This is a genomic window from Pseudomonas sp. RT6P73 (genome assembly GCF_054897715.1).
In genome coordinates, this window is the sequence record NZ_JBUBUV010000002.1 from 5,255,716 (window position 1) to 5,273,666 (window position 17,951).

14 protein-coding genes and 1 pseudogene are annotated in these 17,951 nt (G+C 60.7%); 4 read left to right on the forward strand and 11 right to left on the reverse strand.

All coding sequences use genetic code 11. From position 1 onward, the window contains the following. Nucleotides 1–56: 56 nt before the first annotated feature. The 5 genes from ACYZT6_RS24300 to hutC all read right to left on the reverse strand — a co-directional run bounded on the left by ACYZT6_RS24300 (nt 57) and on the right by hutC (nt 6,167). The gene (locus ACYZT6_RS24300) at nt 57–1,025 is read right to left on the reverse strand and encodes an ABC transporter substrate-binding protein (RefSeq protein ID WP_438658884.1); all 969 of its coding nucleotides are present in this window, start codon (nt 1,023–1,025) and stop codon (nt 57–59) included. A gap of 69 nt (nt 1,026–1,094) precedes the next feature. Further along, a complete protein-coding gene (locus ACYZT6_RS24305) occupies nt 1,095–2,567 on the reverse strand; it encodes a purine-cytosine permease family protein (RefSeq protein ID WP_462028949.1) in 1,473 nt (490 codons plus the stop codon). Between the two features lie 159 nt (nt 2,568–2,726). Further along, nucleotides 2,727–4,430: a urocanate hydratase gene (gene hutU, locus ACYZT6_RS24310; protein ID WP_462028950.1), complete on the reverse strand. Its 1,704-nt coding sequence runs from the start codon at nt 4,428–4,430 to the stop codon at nt 2,727–2,729. A 460-nt stretch (nt 4,431–4,890) separates the two neighbouring features. Beyond that, nucleotides 4,891–5,460, reverse strand: coding sequence for a HutD/Ves family protein (locus ACYZT6_RS24315; RefSeq protein WP_462028951.1), 570 nt, complete (start codon nt 5,458–5,460; stop codon nt 4,891–4,893). Continuing rightward, on the reverse strand, nt 5,457–6,167 hold the full coding sequence (gene hutC / locus ACYZT6_RS24320) for a histidine utilization repressor (protein ID WP_154505298.1): 711 nt from the start codon (nt 6,165–6,167) through the stop codon (nt 5,457–5,459). Before hutC ends, ACYZT6_RS24315 begins: the two co-directional genes overlap by 4 nt. Before the next feature lie 146 nt (nt 6,168–6,313). Here hutC and ACYZT6_RS24325 point away from each other — a divergent pair, with 146 nt between their 5' ends. Further along, on the forward strand, nt 6,314–7,678 hold the full coding sequence (locus ACYZT6_RS24325; protein ID WP_462028952.1) for a formimidoylglutamate deiminase: 1,365 nt from the start codon (nt 6,314–6,316) through the stop codon (nt 7,676–7,678). 121 nt (nt 7,679–7,799) lie between these two features. Here ACYZT6_RS24325 and ACYZT6_RS24330 read toward each other — a convergent pair whose 3' ends face one another. Next, the gene (locus ACYZT6_RS24330) at nt 7,800–8,369 is read right to left on the reverse strand and encodes a lipocalin family protein (protein ID WP_462028953.1); all 570 of its coding nucleotides are present in this window, start codon (nt 8,367–8,369) and stop codon (nt 7,800–7,802) included. 31 nt (nt 8,370–8,400) lie between these two features. Beyond that, complete coding sequence (locus ACYZT6_RS24335; protein WP_462028954.1) at nt 8,401–8,655, reverse strand: hypothetical protein; 255 nt, start codon at nt 8,653–8,655, stop codon at nt 8,401–8,403. 30 nt (nt 8,656–8,685) lie between these two features. Here ACYZT6_RS24335 and ACYZT6_RS24340 point away from each other — a divergent pair, with 30 nt between their 5' ends. The 3 genes and pseudogenes from ACYZT6_RS24340 (at nt 8,686) to ACYZT6_RS24350 (ending at nt 10,830) form a co-directional block, all read left to right on the forward strand. Next, nucleotides 8,686–8,838, forward strand: a complete 153-nt coding sequence (locus ACYZT6_RS24340; protein WP_462028955.1) for a hypothetical protein — start codon at nt 8,686–8,688, stop codon at nt 8,836–8,838. A gap of 111 nt (nt 8,839–8,949) precedes the next feature. After that, nucleotides 8,950–9,972: pseudogene (locus ACYZT6_RS24345) on the forward strand (HAMP domain-containing protein); the annotation flags it as partial. A 93-nt stretch (nt 9,973–10,065) separates the two neighbouring features. Continuing rightward, nucleotides 10,066–10,830, forward strand: coding sequence for a methyl-accepting chemotaxis protein (locus ACYZT6_RS24350; protein ID WP_370694726.1), 765 nt, complete (start codon nt 10,066–10,068; stop codon nt 10,828–10,830). A 117-nt stretch (nt 10,831–10,947) separates the two neighbouring features. Here ACYZT6_RS24350 and ACYZT6_RS24355 read toward each other — a convergent pair whose 3' ends face one another. From ACYZT6_RS24355 to ACYZT6_RS24370, 4 genes are all read right to left on the reverse strand, one after another. After that, nucleotides 10,948–11,550, reverse strand: a complete 603-nt coding sequence (locus ACYZT6_RS24355) for a DUF924 family protein (RefSeq protein ID WP_462028956.1) — start codon at nt 11,548–11,550, stop codon at nt 10,948–10,950. A gap of 2 nt (nt 11,551–11,552) precedes the next feature. Then, on the reverse strand, nt 11,553–12,563 hold the full coding sequence (locus ACYZT6_RS24360) for a class 1 fructose-bisphosphatase (protein ID WP_131061248.1): 1,011 nt from the start codon (nt 12,561–12,563) through the stop codon (nt 11,553–11,555). 238 nt (nt 12,564–12,801) lie between these two features. Then, complete coding sequence (locus ACYZT6_RS24365) at nt 12,802–14,175, reverse strand: DUF3999 domain-containing protein (RefSeq protein ID WP_462028957.1); 1,374 nt, start codon at nt 14,173–14,175, stop codon at nt 12,802–12,804. Beyond that, entirely contained in the window at nt 14,172–17,759 is a 3,588-nt protein-coding gene (locus tag ACYZT6_RS24370) for a DUF2339 domain-containing protein (RefSeq protein ID WP_462028958.1), read from the reverse strand. The genes ACYZT6_RS24365 and ACYZT6_RS24370 overlap by 4 nt, the downstream gene beginning before the upstream one ends. Nucleotides 17,760–17,951: the final 192 nt, after the last annotated feature.

Below are 17,951 nucleotides of genomic sequence, written 5' to 3' on the forward strand. Positions count from 1 at the left end.
CAAGGGGTTGCGATCAAGCATCCGACTGCCACTCAGGGCAGCCGGAGAGGCCCAACCTACAAGGCCGCGTCGATTTTCTTGGCTGCGTCTTCGCTCACCCACGCGTGCCAGACTTCAGGATGTTCCTTCAAGAAGATCTTGGCCAGTTTTGGCGACTCGATCCGCTCTTTGGCCATACGCCCGAGGTTCTGGTTGAGCAGGTCGATCGGCAGGTTGACCTTTTCCAGCACGGCCACCAGTTCCGGGGCTTGTTCGTGGAAGGTCTTGGACAGGCCAACCTTGATGGTCACGCTTTTGTCCACGCCTGGCTTTTCTTCAAGTTTGACCAGGTCCACCTGGCCCATCAGCGGGGTTGGCGACCAGTAGTAGAAGAGGATCGGCTCGCCACGCTTGTAGCTCGACAGCACTGCGGCATCCAGCGCCGGGCCGGTGCCTGGGCGGAAGTTGGTGTAGGTGCTTTCCAGGCCGTAGCTCTTCAGCATTTCGCTGTTGTCCAGCTCACAAGTCCAACCGGCCGGGCAATTGTAGAAACGGCCCTTGGCAGGCTCTTCCTGGTCCTTGAACACGGCGGCGTATTTGCCCAGATCGGCGATAGCTTTCAGGTCCGGGGCCTTGGGCTCCAGCTTGCGTTTGGCGTCGCCTTCGATCACGTAGCGCGGCACGTACCAGCCTTCGATTGCGCCAACGACCGGAGCGCCGACACCGACAACTTTGCCGGCCTTCTCCGCCTTGTTCCAGACTTCGCTGCGGCCGACCCACTCTTCGGCAAACACTTGAATGTCGTTGCTGCTCAGGGCGTTTTCCATGGTGATGGAGTTGCCCGGCAGGCTGTCAGTCTTGCAGTCGTAGCCCTTCTCCAACACGATTTGCATCACGTCGGTCAGCAGCATGCCGCTTTCCCAGTTCAGTCCGGCAAACTTCACCGGTTTGCCCGACTCGCACCAACCCGCAGCCTGGGTGGCGCCGGCACTGGCGAGCAGGCCCATGGAAAGCAATGTGGTCAGCAGGGTCTTGTTCGATTTCATTGTAGTGACGCTCCTAATCATGAATTGGCTTACGGCAGTCAAGAGGCATCCAGCCCTGTCCACGTCCAATCAGGCCTGCGCCGCAGCGCGACCAGCCCCGCTTGTTATAGGTTGCACAACACTGTCCTGCTCGACCGGCAGAATCAGGTGATCGGGTACCGAGCCGTGCCATTTTTTTGCGCACACGTAATACAGGGCTGCGGGCAGCACCAGACCGATGATCCAGGAAATATCCACATCACCCAGAGCGGCCACCAGCGGACCGGTATAGAACTTGGAGGAGATGAACGGCAACTGCACCACCACACCGAACACATAGACGCTGATACCGAGGACGTTCCAGCGGCCGTAGCGACCGTTCGGATCGGACAGCGCCGGCACGTCATAGCGCTCGCGGGTAATGCAGTAGTAGTCCACCAGGTTGATCGCGCTCCATGGCGTGAAGAACGCCAGCAGGAACAGGATGAAGGACTTGAACGCACCGAGGAACGAGTGCTGGCCGAGCAACGCCATCAGGGTCGCCGCACCGACGATGACCAGCACGAAGACCAGACGCTGCAAGCGCGTGACCTTCAGCTCACCACGGAAACCGCTGATGATGGTCGCGATGCACATGAAGCTGCCGTAAGAGTTCAACGTGGAGATGGTGACCTTGCCGAATGCGATGCTGAAGTACAGCAGCGCAGCGGTGGCACCGGTCCCGCCCAGACCAACAATGTAGGCCACTTCATGGCCGGCGAATTGGCCGTTGGCCGAAGCGGCGGCAAACACGCCGAGGATCATCGCCACTTGTGCGCCAATCACCGAACCCGCGCCCGCAGCGAAAAAGGTTTTCACCGAGGACGTCTTGCTCGGCAGGTAGCGTGAATAGTCAGCCACGTAAGGGCCGAAAGCGATCTGCCAGGACGCCGCGAGCGACACCGCCAGCAGGAAGCTGCTCCAGCTGAAGTGACGGATTTGCAGGAGTGCGCCAACGTCGGTCTGGCTCATCAGTCGCGCGAACAGATACACAAAGGCAATCACCCCAATGACACTGGCAACCCGACCAATCCAATGGATCACCCGATAACCGAGCACGGTGACCAGCACGATGACACTGGCGAAAATCAGAATGCCTACGCTGTCGCTGACACCAAACAACTGACCCAGCGCCTGACCGGAAAGTACCGTACCGGTGGCGGTGAAGCCGAGGTACATCAAACACACCAGCACGATCGGAATTGCCGCGCCATACACGCCGAACTGCACCCGGCTGGAGATCATCTGCGGCAGGCCAAGCTTGGGCCCTTGCGCCGCATGCAACGCCATCACGCCGCCGCCGAGCAATTGACCGATCAGCAGACCGATCAACGACCAGAACACGTCACCGCCCAGCACCACGGCCAAGGCCCCGGTGACAATCGCGGTGATTTGCAGGTTGGCACCCATCCACAGGGTGAACTGGCTAAACAGACGACCGTGTCTTTCCGCTTCCGGGATGTAGTCGATCGAGCGTGTCTCGATCAACGGTTTACTGCCTGCACGATCGTCTTGGACAGCCATAGTTCAACCTCTGTGGATTGTTATTCGGTGTTGGTGTGATCCCCTGTAGGAGCGAGGCTTGCCCGCGAACCGCGGTGTGTCAGAAAAGACGCCTTCGCGGGCAAGCCTCGCTCCTACAGGTTTTGCGTCGGGCCCACCCAATCAAGGTGACCCGGTTTTTTATTTACCGGTAATCATCGGCAGGTTCAGCCCTTGTTCCTTGGCGCAGTCGATCGCGATCTGGTAACCCGCATCGGCGTGACGCATGACACCGGTCGCCGGGTCGTTGTGCAGTACGCGAGCGATACGCTCGGCCGCTTCGTCAGTACCGTCGCAGACAATCACCATGCCCGAGTGCTGGGAGAAGCCCATGCCGACGCCGCCGCCGTGGTGCAGGGAAACCCAGGTCGCGCCGCTCGCGGTGTTGAGCAGGGCGTTGAGCAGTGGCCAGTCGGACACGGCATCGGAGCCGTCCTGCATCGATTCGGTTTCGCGGTTCGGGCTGGCAACAGAACCGGAGTCCAGGTGGTCGCGACCGATCACGATTGGCGCGGACAACTCGCCGCTACGCACCATTTCGTTGAACGCCAGACCGAGCTTGGCGCGCAGGCCCAGGCCAACCCAGCAGATACGTGCCGGCAGACCCTGGAAGCTGATGCGCTCGCGCGCCATGTCCAGCCAGTTGTGCAGGTGCGCGTCGTCCGGGATTAGCTCTTTGACCTTGGCGTCGGTTTTGTAGATGTCCTCAGCGTTGCCCGACAGTGCAGCCCAACGGAATGGACCGATGCCGCGGCAGAACAGCGGACGGATGTAAGCCGGTACGAAGCCTGGGAAGTCGAACGCGTTTTCCACGCCTTCTTCTTGCGCCATCTGACGGATGTTGTTGCCGTAGTCGAAGGTCGGAATGCCCATTTTCTGGAATTCGAGCATCGCTTTAACGTGCACGGCCATCGATTGCTTGGCAGCTTTCACCACGGCAGCAGGCTCGGTCTTGGCGCGAGCGCGGTACTCTTCCCAGGTCCAGCCAGCCGGCAGGTAACCGTTGAGCGGGTCGTGGGCGCTGGTCTGGTCGGTGACCATGTCCGGGCGCACGCCGCGCTTGACCAGTTCCGGCAGGATTTCCGCCGCGTTACCGAGCAGTGCGATGGAAATCGCTTTGCCTTCTTTGGTGTATTTGGCGATGCGGGCCAGCGCGTCGTCGAGGTCGGTGGCTTGCTCATCGACATAGCGGCTGTTCAGGCGGAAATCGATACTGACCTGCTGGCATTCGATGTTCAGCGAGCAAGCACCGGCCAGGGTCGCGGCCAGAGGCTGAGCGCCACCCATGCCGCCGAGGCCTGCGGTCAGGACCCAACGACCTTTCAGGTCATCGTTATAGTGCTGGCGACCGGCTTCGACGAAGGTTTCGTAGGTGCCCTGGACGATGCCCTGGCTGCCGATGTAGATCCAGCTGCCGGCGGTCATCTGGCCGTACATGGCCAGGCCTTTGGCGTCGAGTTCGTTGAAGTGTTCCCAGCTCGCCCAGTGTGGCACCAGGTTGGAGTTGGCGATCAGTACGCGCGGTGCATTGGTGTGGGTCTTGAACACGCCGACCGGCTTGCCGGATTGCACCAGCAGGGTCTCATCGTCGTTCAGGTTGGTCAGGCTTTCGACGATCTTGTCGTAGCATTCCCAGTTACGCGCCGCACGACCGATACCACCGTAAACCACCAGTTCTTTAGGGTTCTCGGCGACTTCCGGGTCGAGGTTGTTCATCAGCATGCGCAGCGGCGCTTCGGTCAGCCAGCTTTTGGCGGTCAGCTTGTTACCGCGGGCAGCGCGGATTTCAACATCACGGCGTTTTGTAAAAGAGGCGGTAGTAGGTTTCTGGGTATTGTCAGTCACGAAAAAGACTCCTCAGCGATCAATCCAAACCAACCCTGGCGGTGGGTAAGCCAGCCTGTGCGCGTCAAAGCGACACAAGCGAATCAGTGGACGTTGCGAGGAGTCTCGATCGACTCATACGCATACGTCTTTACTTGTACATACAAGCATATGCAATCAAGCGGCCAACTTGTTGGGTGGATGTTCAAGAAAAGTTTTTGGAACGCTGGAAGGCCCTTGAATCAAGGGGTTTGGCGAAGATGAAATTTTTCGCGGGGGATTTTGCGGAGGGGAAACATCTGTTACGTGTGCGTGATTTTGCGACACGCTGGGGCGTTCGGTAACAAAGTGGTGCGCGATTTGGAACGGGTATGAGTAGCGAAAAGCTTCGCGGGCAAGCCTCGCTCCTACAGGGTTGGTGTCGTTCGTGAATAACGCACAATCCTGTAGGAGCGAGGCTTGCCCGCGAAAGGATTCTGGATCAGCGCGCGATCAGCTCGATCACACAGCACGAGCCTTTGCTGAAGACTTCCAGCAGGCCGGTGTTCTTGACGAGTTGCAGGCAATCATGACGACCCAATTGCTGGGTGCTGTTACCGACCTTCACTTCAAGCGCTTCGCTGACACTAAACACCAGCACAGTCCCGGCCGAACTGAAAAACCGCTGCTCGCCGTCCAGCCACTGCAATCGCGCGTCGTAACGCTGCGGCGCATAAATGAGGTTGAAATCGCGAATCGGCCCGCCGAGCAAGGTGCAGGACACCTGGCTCTCGCCACTGAACGCAAACGGGTCCAGCGGTAACAACGGAGGCGTGTCCTGGCCATCGACGCGCAAGGTCATGCCGTCGCCCTGCAGCACGGTGATCACGCGCTCGTAACCGGCGAACATTGAAAAGCCGCCCGACTCACTAATATCGGCAATCGACAGGCGCCAGCCGAAACCATCAAGGCCGGTACCCGCATCACGGGTGATTTCTTCAGTGCTGCCGCCGCCGTTTTTCCACGGCATGCGCGGGTAATCAACGGCGCGTAAAACCTTCAAACTACTCATTTATGAAAGCGTCCTTCCAGACGATGACGGGAACCAGGGTGAATCAAACGAGCGGCGGTCACCGGCTGACGACCAGACCAGGTGCGACGGCGGATCAGCAGGCACGGCTCGCCCTTTTCAATCTGTAGCAATTTGCACTCGGAGGCCTCGGCCAGAATCGCCTCAACCACGTGCTCGCCCTCAGTCAGCGGCGCGACCTGGTTCAGGTAGGCGTAAGGCGTTTGCAGGGTGAAGTCCTGCTTGAGGTAGTCCGGCGCCACCAGCGCGTTGACGAAACGGTCTTCGATTTGCACCGGAATATCGTTTTCGAAATGCACGATCAGCGAATGGAAAACCCTCTGGCCTTCGCGCATGTCCAGGGCCAGGGCACGCTCGGAACCGGCAGCCTCTTCTTCGAGGGTGATCACCTTGCACGTGTGGCGATGACCACGGGAGGCGATTTCGTCGGCGATGTTGTGCACTTCAAACAGCGCCGACTGGCTCTTCGGTTCGGCGACGAACGTACCGACACCTTGCATGCGCACCAACAGACCGTCGGCGGTCATCTCGCGCAGGGCGCGGTTGATGGTCATGCGGCTGAAACCCAGTTGGCTGACCAGCTCGCTTTCCGACGGAACGCGGTAGTGCGGCGGCCAGTTTCCACTGTCGATTTGCTGGGTGATCATCTGTTTGACGCGGGCGTACAAGGGCGCCGGACTGTCGCCCATGTTCGCGGCCAACGGTGACACTGGGGGCGGAGTCGGCACGGTTAATCCTTCGTCATTTGATAGAGGTTGCTAGCTTGCCGGAGTTTACCGAGCAGGCAAACGTCTGTATATGTATATACAAATAACACACGATGGGGTGCTGAACCATGTCCGCTTTCTTTGCCGAACGCGCGCTGCTGCCTAGTGGATGGGCCAACAATGTACGTCTTGAGGTCAGCGCCGATGGCGTGTTGACCCATCTCCAGGCCGATTCCCACGCAGATGGCGCCGAACAGCTGAGCGGTCCGCTGCTGCCGGGCATGCCGAATCTGCACTCCCATGCCTTCCAGCGAGCCATGGCCGGGCTAGCGGAAGTGGCGGGTAATCCCAACGACAGTTTCTGGACCTGGCGCGATCTGATGTATCGCCTCGTCGGAAAAATCAGCCCGGATCAACTCGGCGTGATCGCCCGTCAGCTGTACATCGAAATGCTCAAGGCCGGTTACACCTCGGTCGCGGAATTTCATTACGTACACCATGACACCTCTGGCCAACCATACGCAGACCCGGCCGAGCTGGCGCTGCGTATCAGCCAGGCTGCCAGCTCCGCCGGTATCGGCCTGACCCTGTTGCCGGTGCTGTATAGCCATTCAGGTTTCGGTGGCCAGCCCCCGAATGACGGTCAGCGCCGCTTCATCAACAGCACCGAAAATTACCTCAATCTTCAGTCGCGTTTGCAGCCGATCCTGGCGCAGCAACCGGCGCAGTCGCTGGGCTTGTGCTTCCACTCGTTGCGCGCGGTCACACCGCAGCAGATCAGCGAAGTACTGGCGGCCAGCGACAAGCAGTGCCCGGTGCACATTCATATCGCCGAACAGCAGAAGGAAGTCGATGACTGCCTGAGCTGGAGCGGCCGTCGTCCGCTGCAATGGCTGTACGAAAACACCGAGGTCGACCAGCGCTGGTGCCTGGTCCACGCGACCCACGCCAACCCGGAAGAAGTCACGCTGATGGCCAAGAGTCGCGCCATCGCCGGTCTGTGCCTGACCACCGAAGCCAACCTTGGCGACGGGATTTTCCCGGCGGTGGAGTTCCTCGCACAGGGCGGACGTATGGGCATCGGGTCCGACAGCCATGTGTCATTGAGCGTGGTGGAAGAATTGCGTTGGCTGGAATACGGCCAGCGGCTGCGCGATCAACGGCGTAATCGCTTGTATGGCGCGGATCAGCCGATGGTCGGCCGCACACTGTACGACGCCGCGCTGGATGGCGGCGCTCAGGCGCTGGGTCAGCCGATTGGTGCATTGGAAGTCGGCAAACGTGCGGACTGGCTGGTGCTGGACGGCAACGATCCGTACCTGGCCACGGCCAGTGGTGACGGGATTCTCAATCGTTGGTTGTTTGCCGGTGGCGATCGTCAGGTGCGGGACGTGCTGGTCAATGGCCAGTGGGTGGTGCGTGACGGGCGGCATGCCGCCGAAGAAGAAAGCAACCGCGCGTTCACCCAGGTCCTGCGCGATCTCCTCGGCTGACACAAAATAAATGTGGGAGCTAGCCTGCTAGCGATAGGGTCATCAGCTTCAACAAGGATGTTGACTGACAGTCCGCTATCGCGCGCAGGCTCGCTCCCACAGTTTTAATCTTCGGCGACTGCTAGTTCGAAGTCTTGGCCATCTGCGTATCCGACGCGCGCCAGATCAATCGCGTGGTGTCGTAGCCTTGCTGACGCGCCTTGCTCAGCAGTTCTTCACGCACTACACCGTTAACCGTCGGCGTCCGCGACAGCAGCCACAGATACTTGCGGCTCGGGTCACCCACGATGGCGGTCTTGTAATCGTCGCTGACGTACAGCACCCAGTATTCTCCCTTCGCCACACCCGGCAGCAATCGTGAGAACCAGGTATCGAATTCGACCCACAATTTGTCGGTCTTGCCCGGCACTTGCGGATAAGCCACGCCCTTGGCTTCTTCCCATTGCCAATCCGCCGTCAGGCAGCGGTTCAGCACCAACACGTTGCCGTCAAGCTTGAGCGTGTAGTGGGCTTCGGATTGTGCGCAGTTGCGCTGAAAATACATCGGCAGTCGAGCCAGCTCGTACCAGGTGCCCTGGTATTTCTTGAGATTGACGCTGTTGACGGTTTTCGGTGCCAACGGATCATCGCCAGAAGTGGCGCAGCCAGCCAATACCAGGCTGGCAAAAAGGAGTATCAATAACCGCTTCATTGTTTTTCTCCCGTGGGCGCGTAGCCCCGGATTACTTCAGGCCTTGGCCGGAAAACATCAGTACTTTGTCACCGGCGTATTGCACGCTGATAAAGCTGTTCTTGTCACCCCAGGTGCAACTGGACATGCCGAGCGCACCCGAGCAATCAGTGGCTTTACCCAGCAAGGTTTCAACCTCTGCCTTGGGCATGCCGGCCGACAGCTTCGAGTAGTTTTCCTGATTGACCTTGCTGCATGCGGCCAACAACACGCAGAACGAGAGCAAGGTGATAGATCGCAGCGACATGGTGTAGCTCCTGGGGCGAAGGGGAATGGCATGGCTGCCAAGCTGAAGCTTAGAAGAGAAAACCCCCATCTGGTTCCCCGACTCCCCGGCTATTTATCGGGCCGCTCGTCTGCCTTTTTTCGAAAAATCAGCCACTTTCCAGTGCCGTTGAGTATTTCGTCGTTTTTCGCAAAAGATGCCTAATCTTTGGTGCTGGCCTGTCGACATAGAGGCAGCGCAAAGCCCTCGACTGTGGCAAATTGACGCCCCTCGCTGACCAGCCCCTTCGCGGTAGTGCATTTAATGACCAGAAACATGAAATTCAGCCACAAGATCCTGCTGGCGGCCGCCCTCGTGGTCGCCGTTGCGTTCGCCTGCTTTATCCTGTTCAACGACTACCGCCAGCGCCAGACCTTGCGCAGCAGTACCGAATCCTCGATGCAGGAACTCGGCAGCCTGACCACCAGCAACATCCAGACCTGGCTGGAAAGCCGCATGCAGTTGCTGCAGTCGTTGTCCCAGCAGATCGCCGTGGACGGCAGTGCACCCGCCAACCTCAAGCGCGCCATCGACTTGCCGGCCTACACCGGCAACTTCCAGCTGAGCTACTTCGGTGGCACTGACGGCGTGATGTTCTCGGTCCCGGCCGGCAACCGTGCGGCGGACTACGATCCCCGCGCCCGTGGCTGGTACAAGGCAGCCAACAGTGCGCAACAGACCATCGTCACCGAACCGTACATCGCCGCTTCATCCGGCAAACTGGTGATCACCGTGGCCACGCCGGTGCAGCATCAGAACCAGATGATCGGCGTCGCCGGTGCGGACATCGACCTGTCGAGCGTCAGCGCGATCATCAACTCGCTCAACTTTGGCGGTCACGGCCACGCGTTCATCGTCAGCGCCGACGGCAAGATCCTGATCCACCCGGACAGCAAACTGGTGCTCAAGAGCCTCGCCGAGGCCTACCCGAACGGCGCGCCGAAAGTCAGCCCGGGCATGAAAGAAGTCGAGCTCGACGGCAAGACCCAGTTCATTTCCTTCACCCACGTCAACGGTGTGCCGTCGGCAGACTGGTACGTGGCGCTGGTGCTGGACCAGGACACCGCGTTCTCGATGCTCAGCGAATTTCGCACCTCGGCGATCATTGCCATGGTCATCGCCGTGGTGATCATCATCGCGCTGCTGGGCATGCTGATCAGCTTCCTGATGCAGCCGCTGCTGACCATGGGCCGCGCCATGCATGACATCGCCGAAGGCGAAGGTGACCTGACCAAACGCCTGACCATCCACGGCCAGGACGAATTCGGTGCGCTGGGCACCTCGTTCAACCGTTTTGTAGAGCGTATTCACACGTCGATTCGCGAAGTGTCCTCGGCCACCGGCCAGGTCAACGAAGTCGCGCTACGTGTGGTGGCAGCCTCGAACTCGTCGATGTTCAACTCCGACCAGCAAGCCTCGCGCACCAGCAGCGTGGCTGCAGCGATCAACGAACTGGGCGCCGCCGCTCAGGAAATCGCCCAGAACGCCGCCCTCGCCTCGCAACACTCGAGCGACGCCCGTGCCTTGGCCGAAGACGGTCAGCAAGTGGTGGATAAAACCATCGCCGCGATGCAGCAGCTCTCGGCGAAGATCAGCGATTCGTGCGGCAACATCGAAACACTCAACAGCAACACTGTGAACATCGGGCAGATTCTGGAAGTGATCACCAGCATCTCGCAGCAGACCAACTTGCTGGCATTGAACGCAGCCATTGAAGCGGCCCGTGCCGGTGAAGCCGGACGTGGTTTTGCCGTGGTCGCGGACGAGGTGCGCAACCTCGCCCACCGCACTCAGGATTCGGCGCAGCAAGTGCAGAAGATGATCGAGGAACTGCAAGTCGGCGCCCGTGAAGCGGTGAGCACCATGACCGACAGCCAGCGCCAGAGCGAAAGCAGCGTCGGCATCGCCAACCAGGCAGGCGAACGCCTTGGCAGCGTGACCCAGCGCATTGGTGAGATCGACGGGATGAACCAGTCGGTGGCGACAGCAACCGAGGAGCAGACCGCTGTGGTGGAGTCGATCAACGTCGACATCACCGAGATAAACACATTGAACCAGGAAGGCGTGGAGAACTTGCAGTCGACGTTGCGTGCGTGTGCTGATCTTGAACAGCAAGCGGCGCGGTTGAAGCAGTTGGTGGGCAGCTTCCGGATATAAGCTGCTTTCACTGGCCCCATCGCCAGCAGGCTGGCTCCCACAGGGGATTTGTGAACGACACAAACCAAATGTGGGAGCCAGCCTGCTGGCGATGGCGGCATCAGCTACAGCTGAAAACTAAAAGCGAGAACCAGGCTCCGATAGAAACGCCAACTCCTCATCCGTCGACTCCCGCCCCAACACCGCATTGCGATGCGGAAACCGCCCAAACCGCGCAATCACCCGCTGATGTTTCTCGGCATAGTTCAGATAATCGATAAACAGCTTCTGATCCGCCTCCGGCTGCTGTGCAACCAGATCGATGTACCGCGAAACCGCCTCATTCTGTACCGCCAGATTCTCGCAGTGCTCAAACACCAGGTAGATAAACACTCGCTGGATCGGCCGCAACTGCCGATCGAAATCCGCAGCAATGCCTTGCGCCACCAGTGCCTGAGCCCTGAGATCGCCTGAAAAGGATTTGGGAGTGTCGCGAAAGATCATGCGCGGGAGTTGATCGAGTAGCAGCACCAGAGCCAGCCAACCTTCGGGGCGTTGCGCCCAGTCAGTCAATCCGCCGGCCAGTGCCTGCTCGACCCAGTCCCCGAAACGCGTCTGCGCTTCGAGGTCCTGGCTGTCGCGCTTGCCGAACCATAACTTGCCCTTGTCAGCCGCTATCTCATTGGGGGATTCGAGTGTTCCGAACCACCAATCGAGCAACGGCTGCCAGGGCGCGGTCATGTTTATTCCTTGTGGTAAGCCGTGACGCGTGCAACTTCTTCTTTCGAGCCGAGGTACACCGCTACGCGCTGGTGCAGGCCTTCAGGCTGAATGTCGAGGATGCGCTGGTGACCATCGGTGGAGGCGCCGCCCGCCTGTTCAACCAGGAACGACATCGGGTTGGCTTCGTACATCAGACGCAGCTTGCCCGGCTTCGATGGCTCGCGGCTGTCACGTGGGTACATGAACAGACCGCCACGGGTCAGGATACGGTGCACGTCGGCAACCATCGCGGCGACCCAGCGCATGTTGTAGTTCTTTTTCAGCGGACCTTCATCGCCAGCCAGCAATTCGCCAACGTAGCGTTGTACCGGCGCTTCCCAGTGACGCTGGTTGGACGCGTTGATCGCGAATTCCTGAGTGGATTCCGGGATCGTGATGTCTTCGTGAGTCAGTACGAAGCTGCCCATTTCACGGTCCAGGGTAAAGCCTTTCACGCCATCGCCCAGGGTCAGCACCAGCATGGTCTGCGGGCCGTAGATGGCATAACCGGCGGCTACCTGCTGGGTGCCTGGCTGCAGGAAGGCCTTTTCGTTCAAGGCTTCGTTCTGGCTCAGGTATTCGCTCGGGCAACGCAGCACCGAGAAGATCGTGCCGACGGGTGCGTTGATGTCGATGTTCGACGAACCGTCCAGCGGGTCAAAAACCAGCAGGTACGCGCCTTTCGGGTATTTGCCCGGGATCTGGTAGGCATTGTCCATTTCTTCGGACGCCATGCCGGCCAGGTGACCGCCCCATTCGTTGGCTTCGAGCAGGATCTCGTTGGAGATCACGTCGAGTTTCTTCTGCACTTCGCCTTGGACGTTTTCAGTGCCCATGCTACCCAGAACGCCACCGAGGGCGCCCTTGGATACGGCGTGGCTGATTTCCTTGCAAGCACGCGCCACCACTTCGATCAGGAAACGCAGATCGGCAGGGGTGTTGTTGCTACGGGTCTGCTCAATCAAATAGCGACTCAGGGTAACGCGGGACATGGAAGGCTCCGGTGGAATTGGGGGCTAAAAACCCGCGCAGTTTAACGCGAGTCGAGGCGCATTTCCTCCTATCAGACGTGATACGCCCAATAGAGTTCATGCGCCGGGTTTAGCGTAGTTCGAAACCGGCATTTTTACCGTCCGATAAACCGCATTCGCCAGCAGGCTGGCTCCCACAGGAGAATGCGATTAACTGTGGGAGCCAGCCTGCTGGCGATCGGGTGCGAAGCACCCGCCTTCAAGGTTTTACCGGGGGCTTGCGCAGCAAACTGAACGCCATCGCCGCCAAAAACAAAACGCTCAACAGCAACACTGCCCACAACCCGAACTTCTTCCAGTTCGTGTCCGTTGTCGCTGCTGCGGTCACCGTGGATGTGCTGCTCACAACCGCCGCACCTTCCACCGAAGCCTTGCCCAACGCCGCCCACTTCGCCGCGCTGTAATCCGGAATCAGCGTCGACAACGACAGGTTCGCCGCCTTCACCGTCGCACTCCCCAGCGCCAGCGTATAAGGCCCTGCCCCGCGCGCCAGGAACACCAATTGCGTCGAACGCACGGCAAACTTCACCGTCGGCGCTTCAGCGCCCAAGCCACCGCCGCGTTCATCCACGACAAGCTTCAACTGCTGCACGGTTTGCCCCGACAGCTGCAATTCGTTCTGCACCACGTCCTGGCCACTCTGAGTCAGGCGATAGAGCAAACCGCTGGTCAGCGGCTGCCACGGCAGACTGCTTTCGCGACGACCGGACAACGTCACCGGCGCTAGGCTGTTGGGCTGACTCAGCTCAATCTGCACCCGCTCGACGTTCAGACCCATCGGCAACTGCCACGTGTACTCACCCGCCTTCACGCTGTTGCCCGCCAGCGGTTGCGACCAGACCAACGGCAGCGGCAGGCTGCGGGTGCTCGCGCTTTGCAGCTGCGCAGACGTCAGCGCCGGCGCCGATTGCGGTGAATTCCACAGCAAGCGCAGATAACGCGCCGACTGCCCCGGCAAGCCGACTTCATGCTGCTCGACCCGTTCATCGGCAAACGTCAGCCGCGCCACCTGGCCTTCGCCCCACGACTGCCAATGCTGCAAGTCGTCGCTGGCCTCGATGGTGAAACGCTGAAAGCCATCGCGCTCGCTGGTCCAGTCGAGGATCAACTGCTGCAACGGCGCCTTGATGCCGCTGGCGTCGAGCAACCAGCCGCGCAGCACTTCTTCGCCCGCCTCCAGCTGAGTGGACGGCTGCACTTCGACCAACGTGCCGTTCGCGCTGGATTGCACGCGAATGCCCGGCGCGCGCTCCGTGGCGTCCGCCGAGGTGTACAGCGGGAACCATTTCACGTCGGTCAACGTGCGATTTTCCCGGGTTGACGCCGCCTCGCGAGCCAAGGCGTAGGCCAGGGCCTCACCGACAGCGTTGAACACGCGAATATCGCTGAGGTCCGTTTGCCGGGCATTCAGTTGCACGCTCAAGGGTAATTCGAGGCGATACCAAGGTCCCTCGCCGCTCACCGACAACGGCACTTGCGTGGCAAAATCCGCCGGTTTTTCCTGAGCGCTGGCGGACAGCGCCACACCCAGCGCAACAGCGCTCAACCAGCCCAGGTTCAACTTCTGACTCAAGACGACACTCCTTCGGTTTCAGGGGCCGGCCTTTCAACATCCGGCGCAGCTTCGGCACGCTTGGGCGGCAGCGGCGCGAAATAGCCCACCACCAGCAGCAACACGCCGACGCCGATAAACGACACGATCCGCGCAAGGCCGCCGCGGTTACTCAATTCGACAAAGAACAATTTGGCCACCACCACGCCGATCAGCGCGGCGCCGATCAGCCACACTTCGCGGCGATGACGCAGATGGCCGCCGATCATCAGACTCAGCGCCATCAACGTCCAGACGATGGACAGACCTGCCTGCACCAGCATCGATTCAAGCAACGCATCCAGCTCGAACGGCACACCGCCCCAATGGTGCGCGGTGCGCATCACCAGAGCGGTGAAGAACCCGAACAGCGAAACCCCGGCGATCAGTTGCGTGGCGTGATCCACGTAGTCCTTGCGAATCGACAGTTGAGTGACGGCGCTGCGGGACCAGACGTAGACGCCGAACAGCGCAAACAGCAGACCCAGCTCCAATGGGTTGATCAGCGGCACATAGGGCAGAGGTTCGGCGGTGCCGTCGCTGACGATGTTCGCCAGCCAGAACCAGCCGAGCATCAGCACTGCCAACGGAGCAGCTGCGTAGAAGCGGTATTCGCGAGGATAAGCCGCCACTGGCCATGGCCAATTGCGCGGCGCAGCCATCAGCACCAGATAGACACTCGGCAGGATCGCCCAGCCCAGCCAGCGCCAGGCGTTGTATTGCTCGGACAACAGCAGCAAACCGTAACGTAACTCCAGCGCCATCACGCCGATCAACAGCCAGCAGCCAAGCACGTGGGCAGTGCTCAGCGCGCGCGCCGGCAACATCGGCGCCAAGCGTCGCAGGGAGATGAAGTGCACGACGAACACCGCCGCCCACACCAGCCAGCCAAAGTTGGCCGCCGGGTGATAACGCGAGTGCCACGCCGCAAGCAGTACCAGACCGGCAGCGGGAATCAGCAAGGTGCAGAGCCGGCCGAGCGCCGACCATTTCAAACGCAGCGCCAACACCGTACACAGCGCCACGCTCACGGCGGCAACAGCCAGCAGCGAGGTCGCTTGCAGATTCAGCGGTGCAAAGCGCAGCACTTCGCTGATCCACGCCAGCGCCCACCAACCTGCGCCCCAGACCAGCAGCACTTCGGACAAACGCTGCAAGCTCAGCACATCGAACGCCGAGGCATGGTTGCCGAGCTGCAAGCGCCACGCCCCGACCATGGCGGCCAGGCCCAGCACCAGCGGTGTCCAGAAGCCGCTGTGGGCCAGAGGTTTCAAACCTTCGCTAGCCAGCGGCTCGAGCAGGTCCGGACCGGCGAACAGGAACGCCGCGCCGCCAATCACCTGCAACAGCAGGCCGAAGACAAAACTCACACGCTGCTTGAGGTACAGACTGAGCCAAATGATGAACAAGCCGCTGGCCGCCCACACCGCACTCGCGGTTTGCCATGGCAGCACGAACAGCACCGCCAGATTGATCAGCACCAGACCGGCCAGCAACACCACCGACAAGCCGCGCAACAGTCGAACGTCGCTGCGCACCATCTCATCGCGAGCAGCGAGCAACATGCCGGCGATCAACGCCAGGCCAATCAGGGACGCGCTGAGCAAACCGCTCCAGCCCGCGCTGAACACGGCAGCCGATTCACCGCTGGAGCCTTGCAACCGCAACAGGAACAACGCACCGCCGAGCAATTGCACAGCGAACGCGGTGAACAGGAACGTGCGCGATTGCAGACGCAAGCCGACAAACAACGTCGCCAACCCCGCCAGCGCCCAACTGATCGCGGTGCCGTGGGTCAGGAAGAACAACGGCGCCAACAGATAAAGGAAGGTCAGGCCGAGGCAGGCCAATACCGGCAGCCCTTTGCGTTCCCATGCCGATGTTTGTTCGGGCAAGGCTTTGCGCAACTGATAGAAGCTGAACAACAACGCCGCGCCGAGCATCAACGCGCCCAGTGGAGCGCCGTCGAGCAAGCTGCCGTCGCCGATCCGCAGTCCGCTGACAAACGCCAGCGCCGAGCCCAGTTGCAGCAGCAAAGCAAATGCACGAGCCAGCGGTCGTTGCTGACGCAGGCCGAGCCAGAAGATTCCCGCGCCCTCGACGGCCCAGGCGGCGGCCGTCCAGCGAGCGTCGAGCCCCAGCGGAATCGCGAGGCTGGCGAAGATTACGCCTAGCGCCAGACAGGTTTCCGCGAGCAGCAATGCGCGGCCGCCCATCAGGAGCCGGGCGAGCCCCATGTAGATCATGCCCAACGCCAAGGCACTGAACGCCGCGGCAAACTCCAGATGCTGAACCAGCGCGAACTGCAAACCGAAACCCACCAGCGGCGGACCGAACAGCATCGTGCCGTCGACGTAATCACCCTTACGCGCCGACCAGCGCAGCAGCGCCTCGCGGCTGCCGTCCTCGGGCGCGTCGCTCATCTCCAGCAACTTGCGCCGGGCGAACAGCAGGCCGATGGTCAGGTACATCAGGAAGAACAGAATCAGGAACGGCTCGGTGCTCCACAACAGCTCCGGCGTGTAGGAGCGCAGGCCCCAGGCGAAACCGATGCCGAAGGTGCCGACGAAACCGATCAGGTTCAGCAGTCGCCAGGCCTTGAACCAGGCGATGGCGAGGATGCCGGCATTGAGCAGAGCGAAGTAGCTGAACAGCGCGACGTGGTTGCCGGCGCCGGTGGAGGTCAGTATTGGCGCGGCGAAACCGCCGAGTGCAGCGGCAGCGGCCAGGCCCAACGCATCCTGAGTGATGGCGAGAATCGCCGAGAACACCGTCACTGCGACCAGCAGGCCCAGCGCTGCTGTCGGATCGAGCAATGGATGCAAGCGCATCGCGGCAAACACCGTCAGGTACAACACGGCAATCCCGGTGCCTTGCAGCATCAGTGCGTAGTTGCTGTTGCGTGTTCTGAGCCACCAACCCAGACCGAGCAGGCCCAACGCAGCCGCCGCAACCCCGGCGTAACGCAGTTCGATCGGCACCACCATGCCTTCGGTGGCATAACGCAGCAGGAACGCCAGACCGAGGAACAACAGCACCACGCCAACCCGCAACACGGTGTTGCCACCGAACAGCCAGTTGCGCGCGCCGCTGATGGCCCGCTCGATGAAATTCGGTCCGCGAGGGATCGCGGGTTGTTGCGGTTCGCGGGTGACCGGTTCGGGTTTCCAGACATCGTCGGGCAGCGGACGGCTGGTTTGCGCTGCCGTTGCGGCCATCGGTGCAAGTTCGGGTGGGAGCTCCCAGATCATCTCCGGGGCTTCGACAGGAATTTCATCGAGGATGAATTCAGGAGACGGGGCGGTTTCGCCGGCAACCGGCTCGATGATTTGCGGCGCTGTGACGCCAGACGCCTCCAGCAATGTCAGGCGTTGCTGCACCCCATTCAGAGCAACCTGCGCCTGCTCCAGCAGACGACGCTGCTCGACCGTTTCTGAATCCAGACGGCCGAGGCGAATGGCCTGGCCGATACCCAGCCCGAGCAACGCGCCCAACAGCGCATCGCTGAACGACTCATCGAGTATCCAGCCCAGCACCAGCCCAATCAGCATGAACATCCATTGCATGGTCGATATCCCTAAGCGGCCCATTGCCTTGTGGCGTCTGCGCTGACGCCTTCGCGGGCAAGCCTCGCTCCTACCGCGACTTGTATACGTCCTGTAGGAGCGAGGCTTGCCCGCGAAGGCGTTGGTGCAGCACTCACTGAAACTGGGGCTTAGTATATCGATCAGGCCCAACGGACGTTGGGCCTTGCGCAC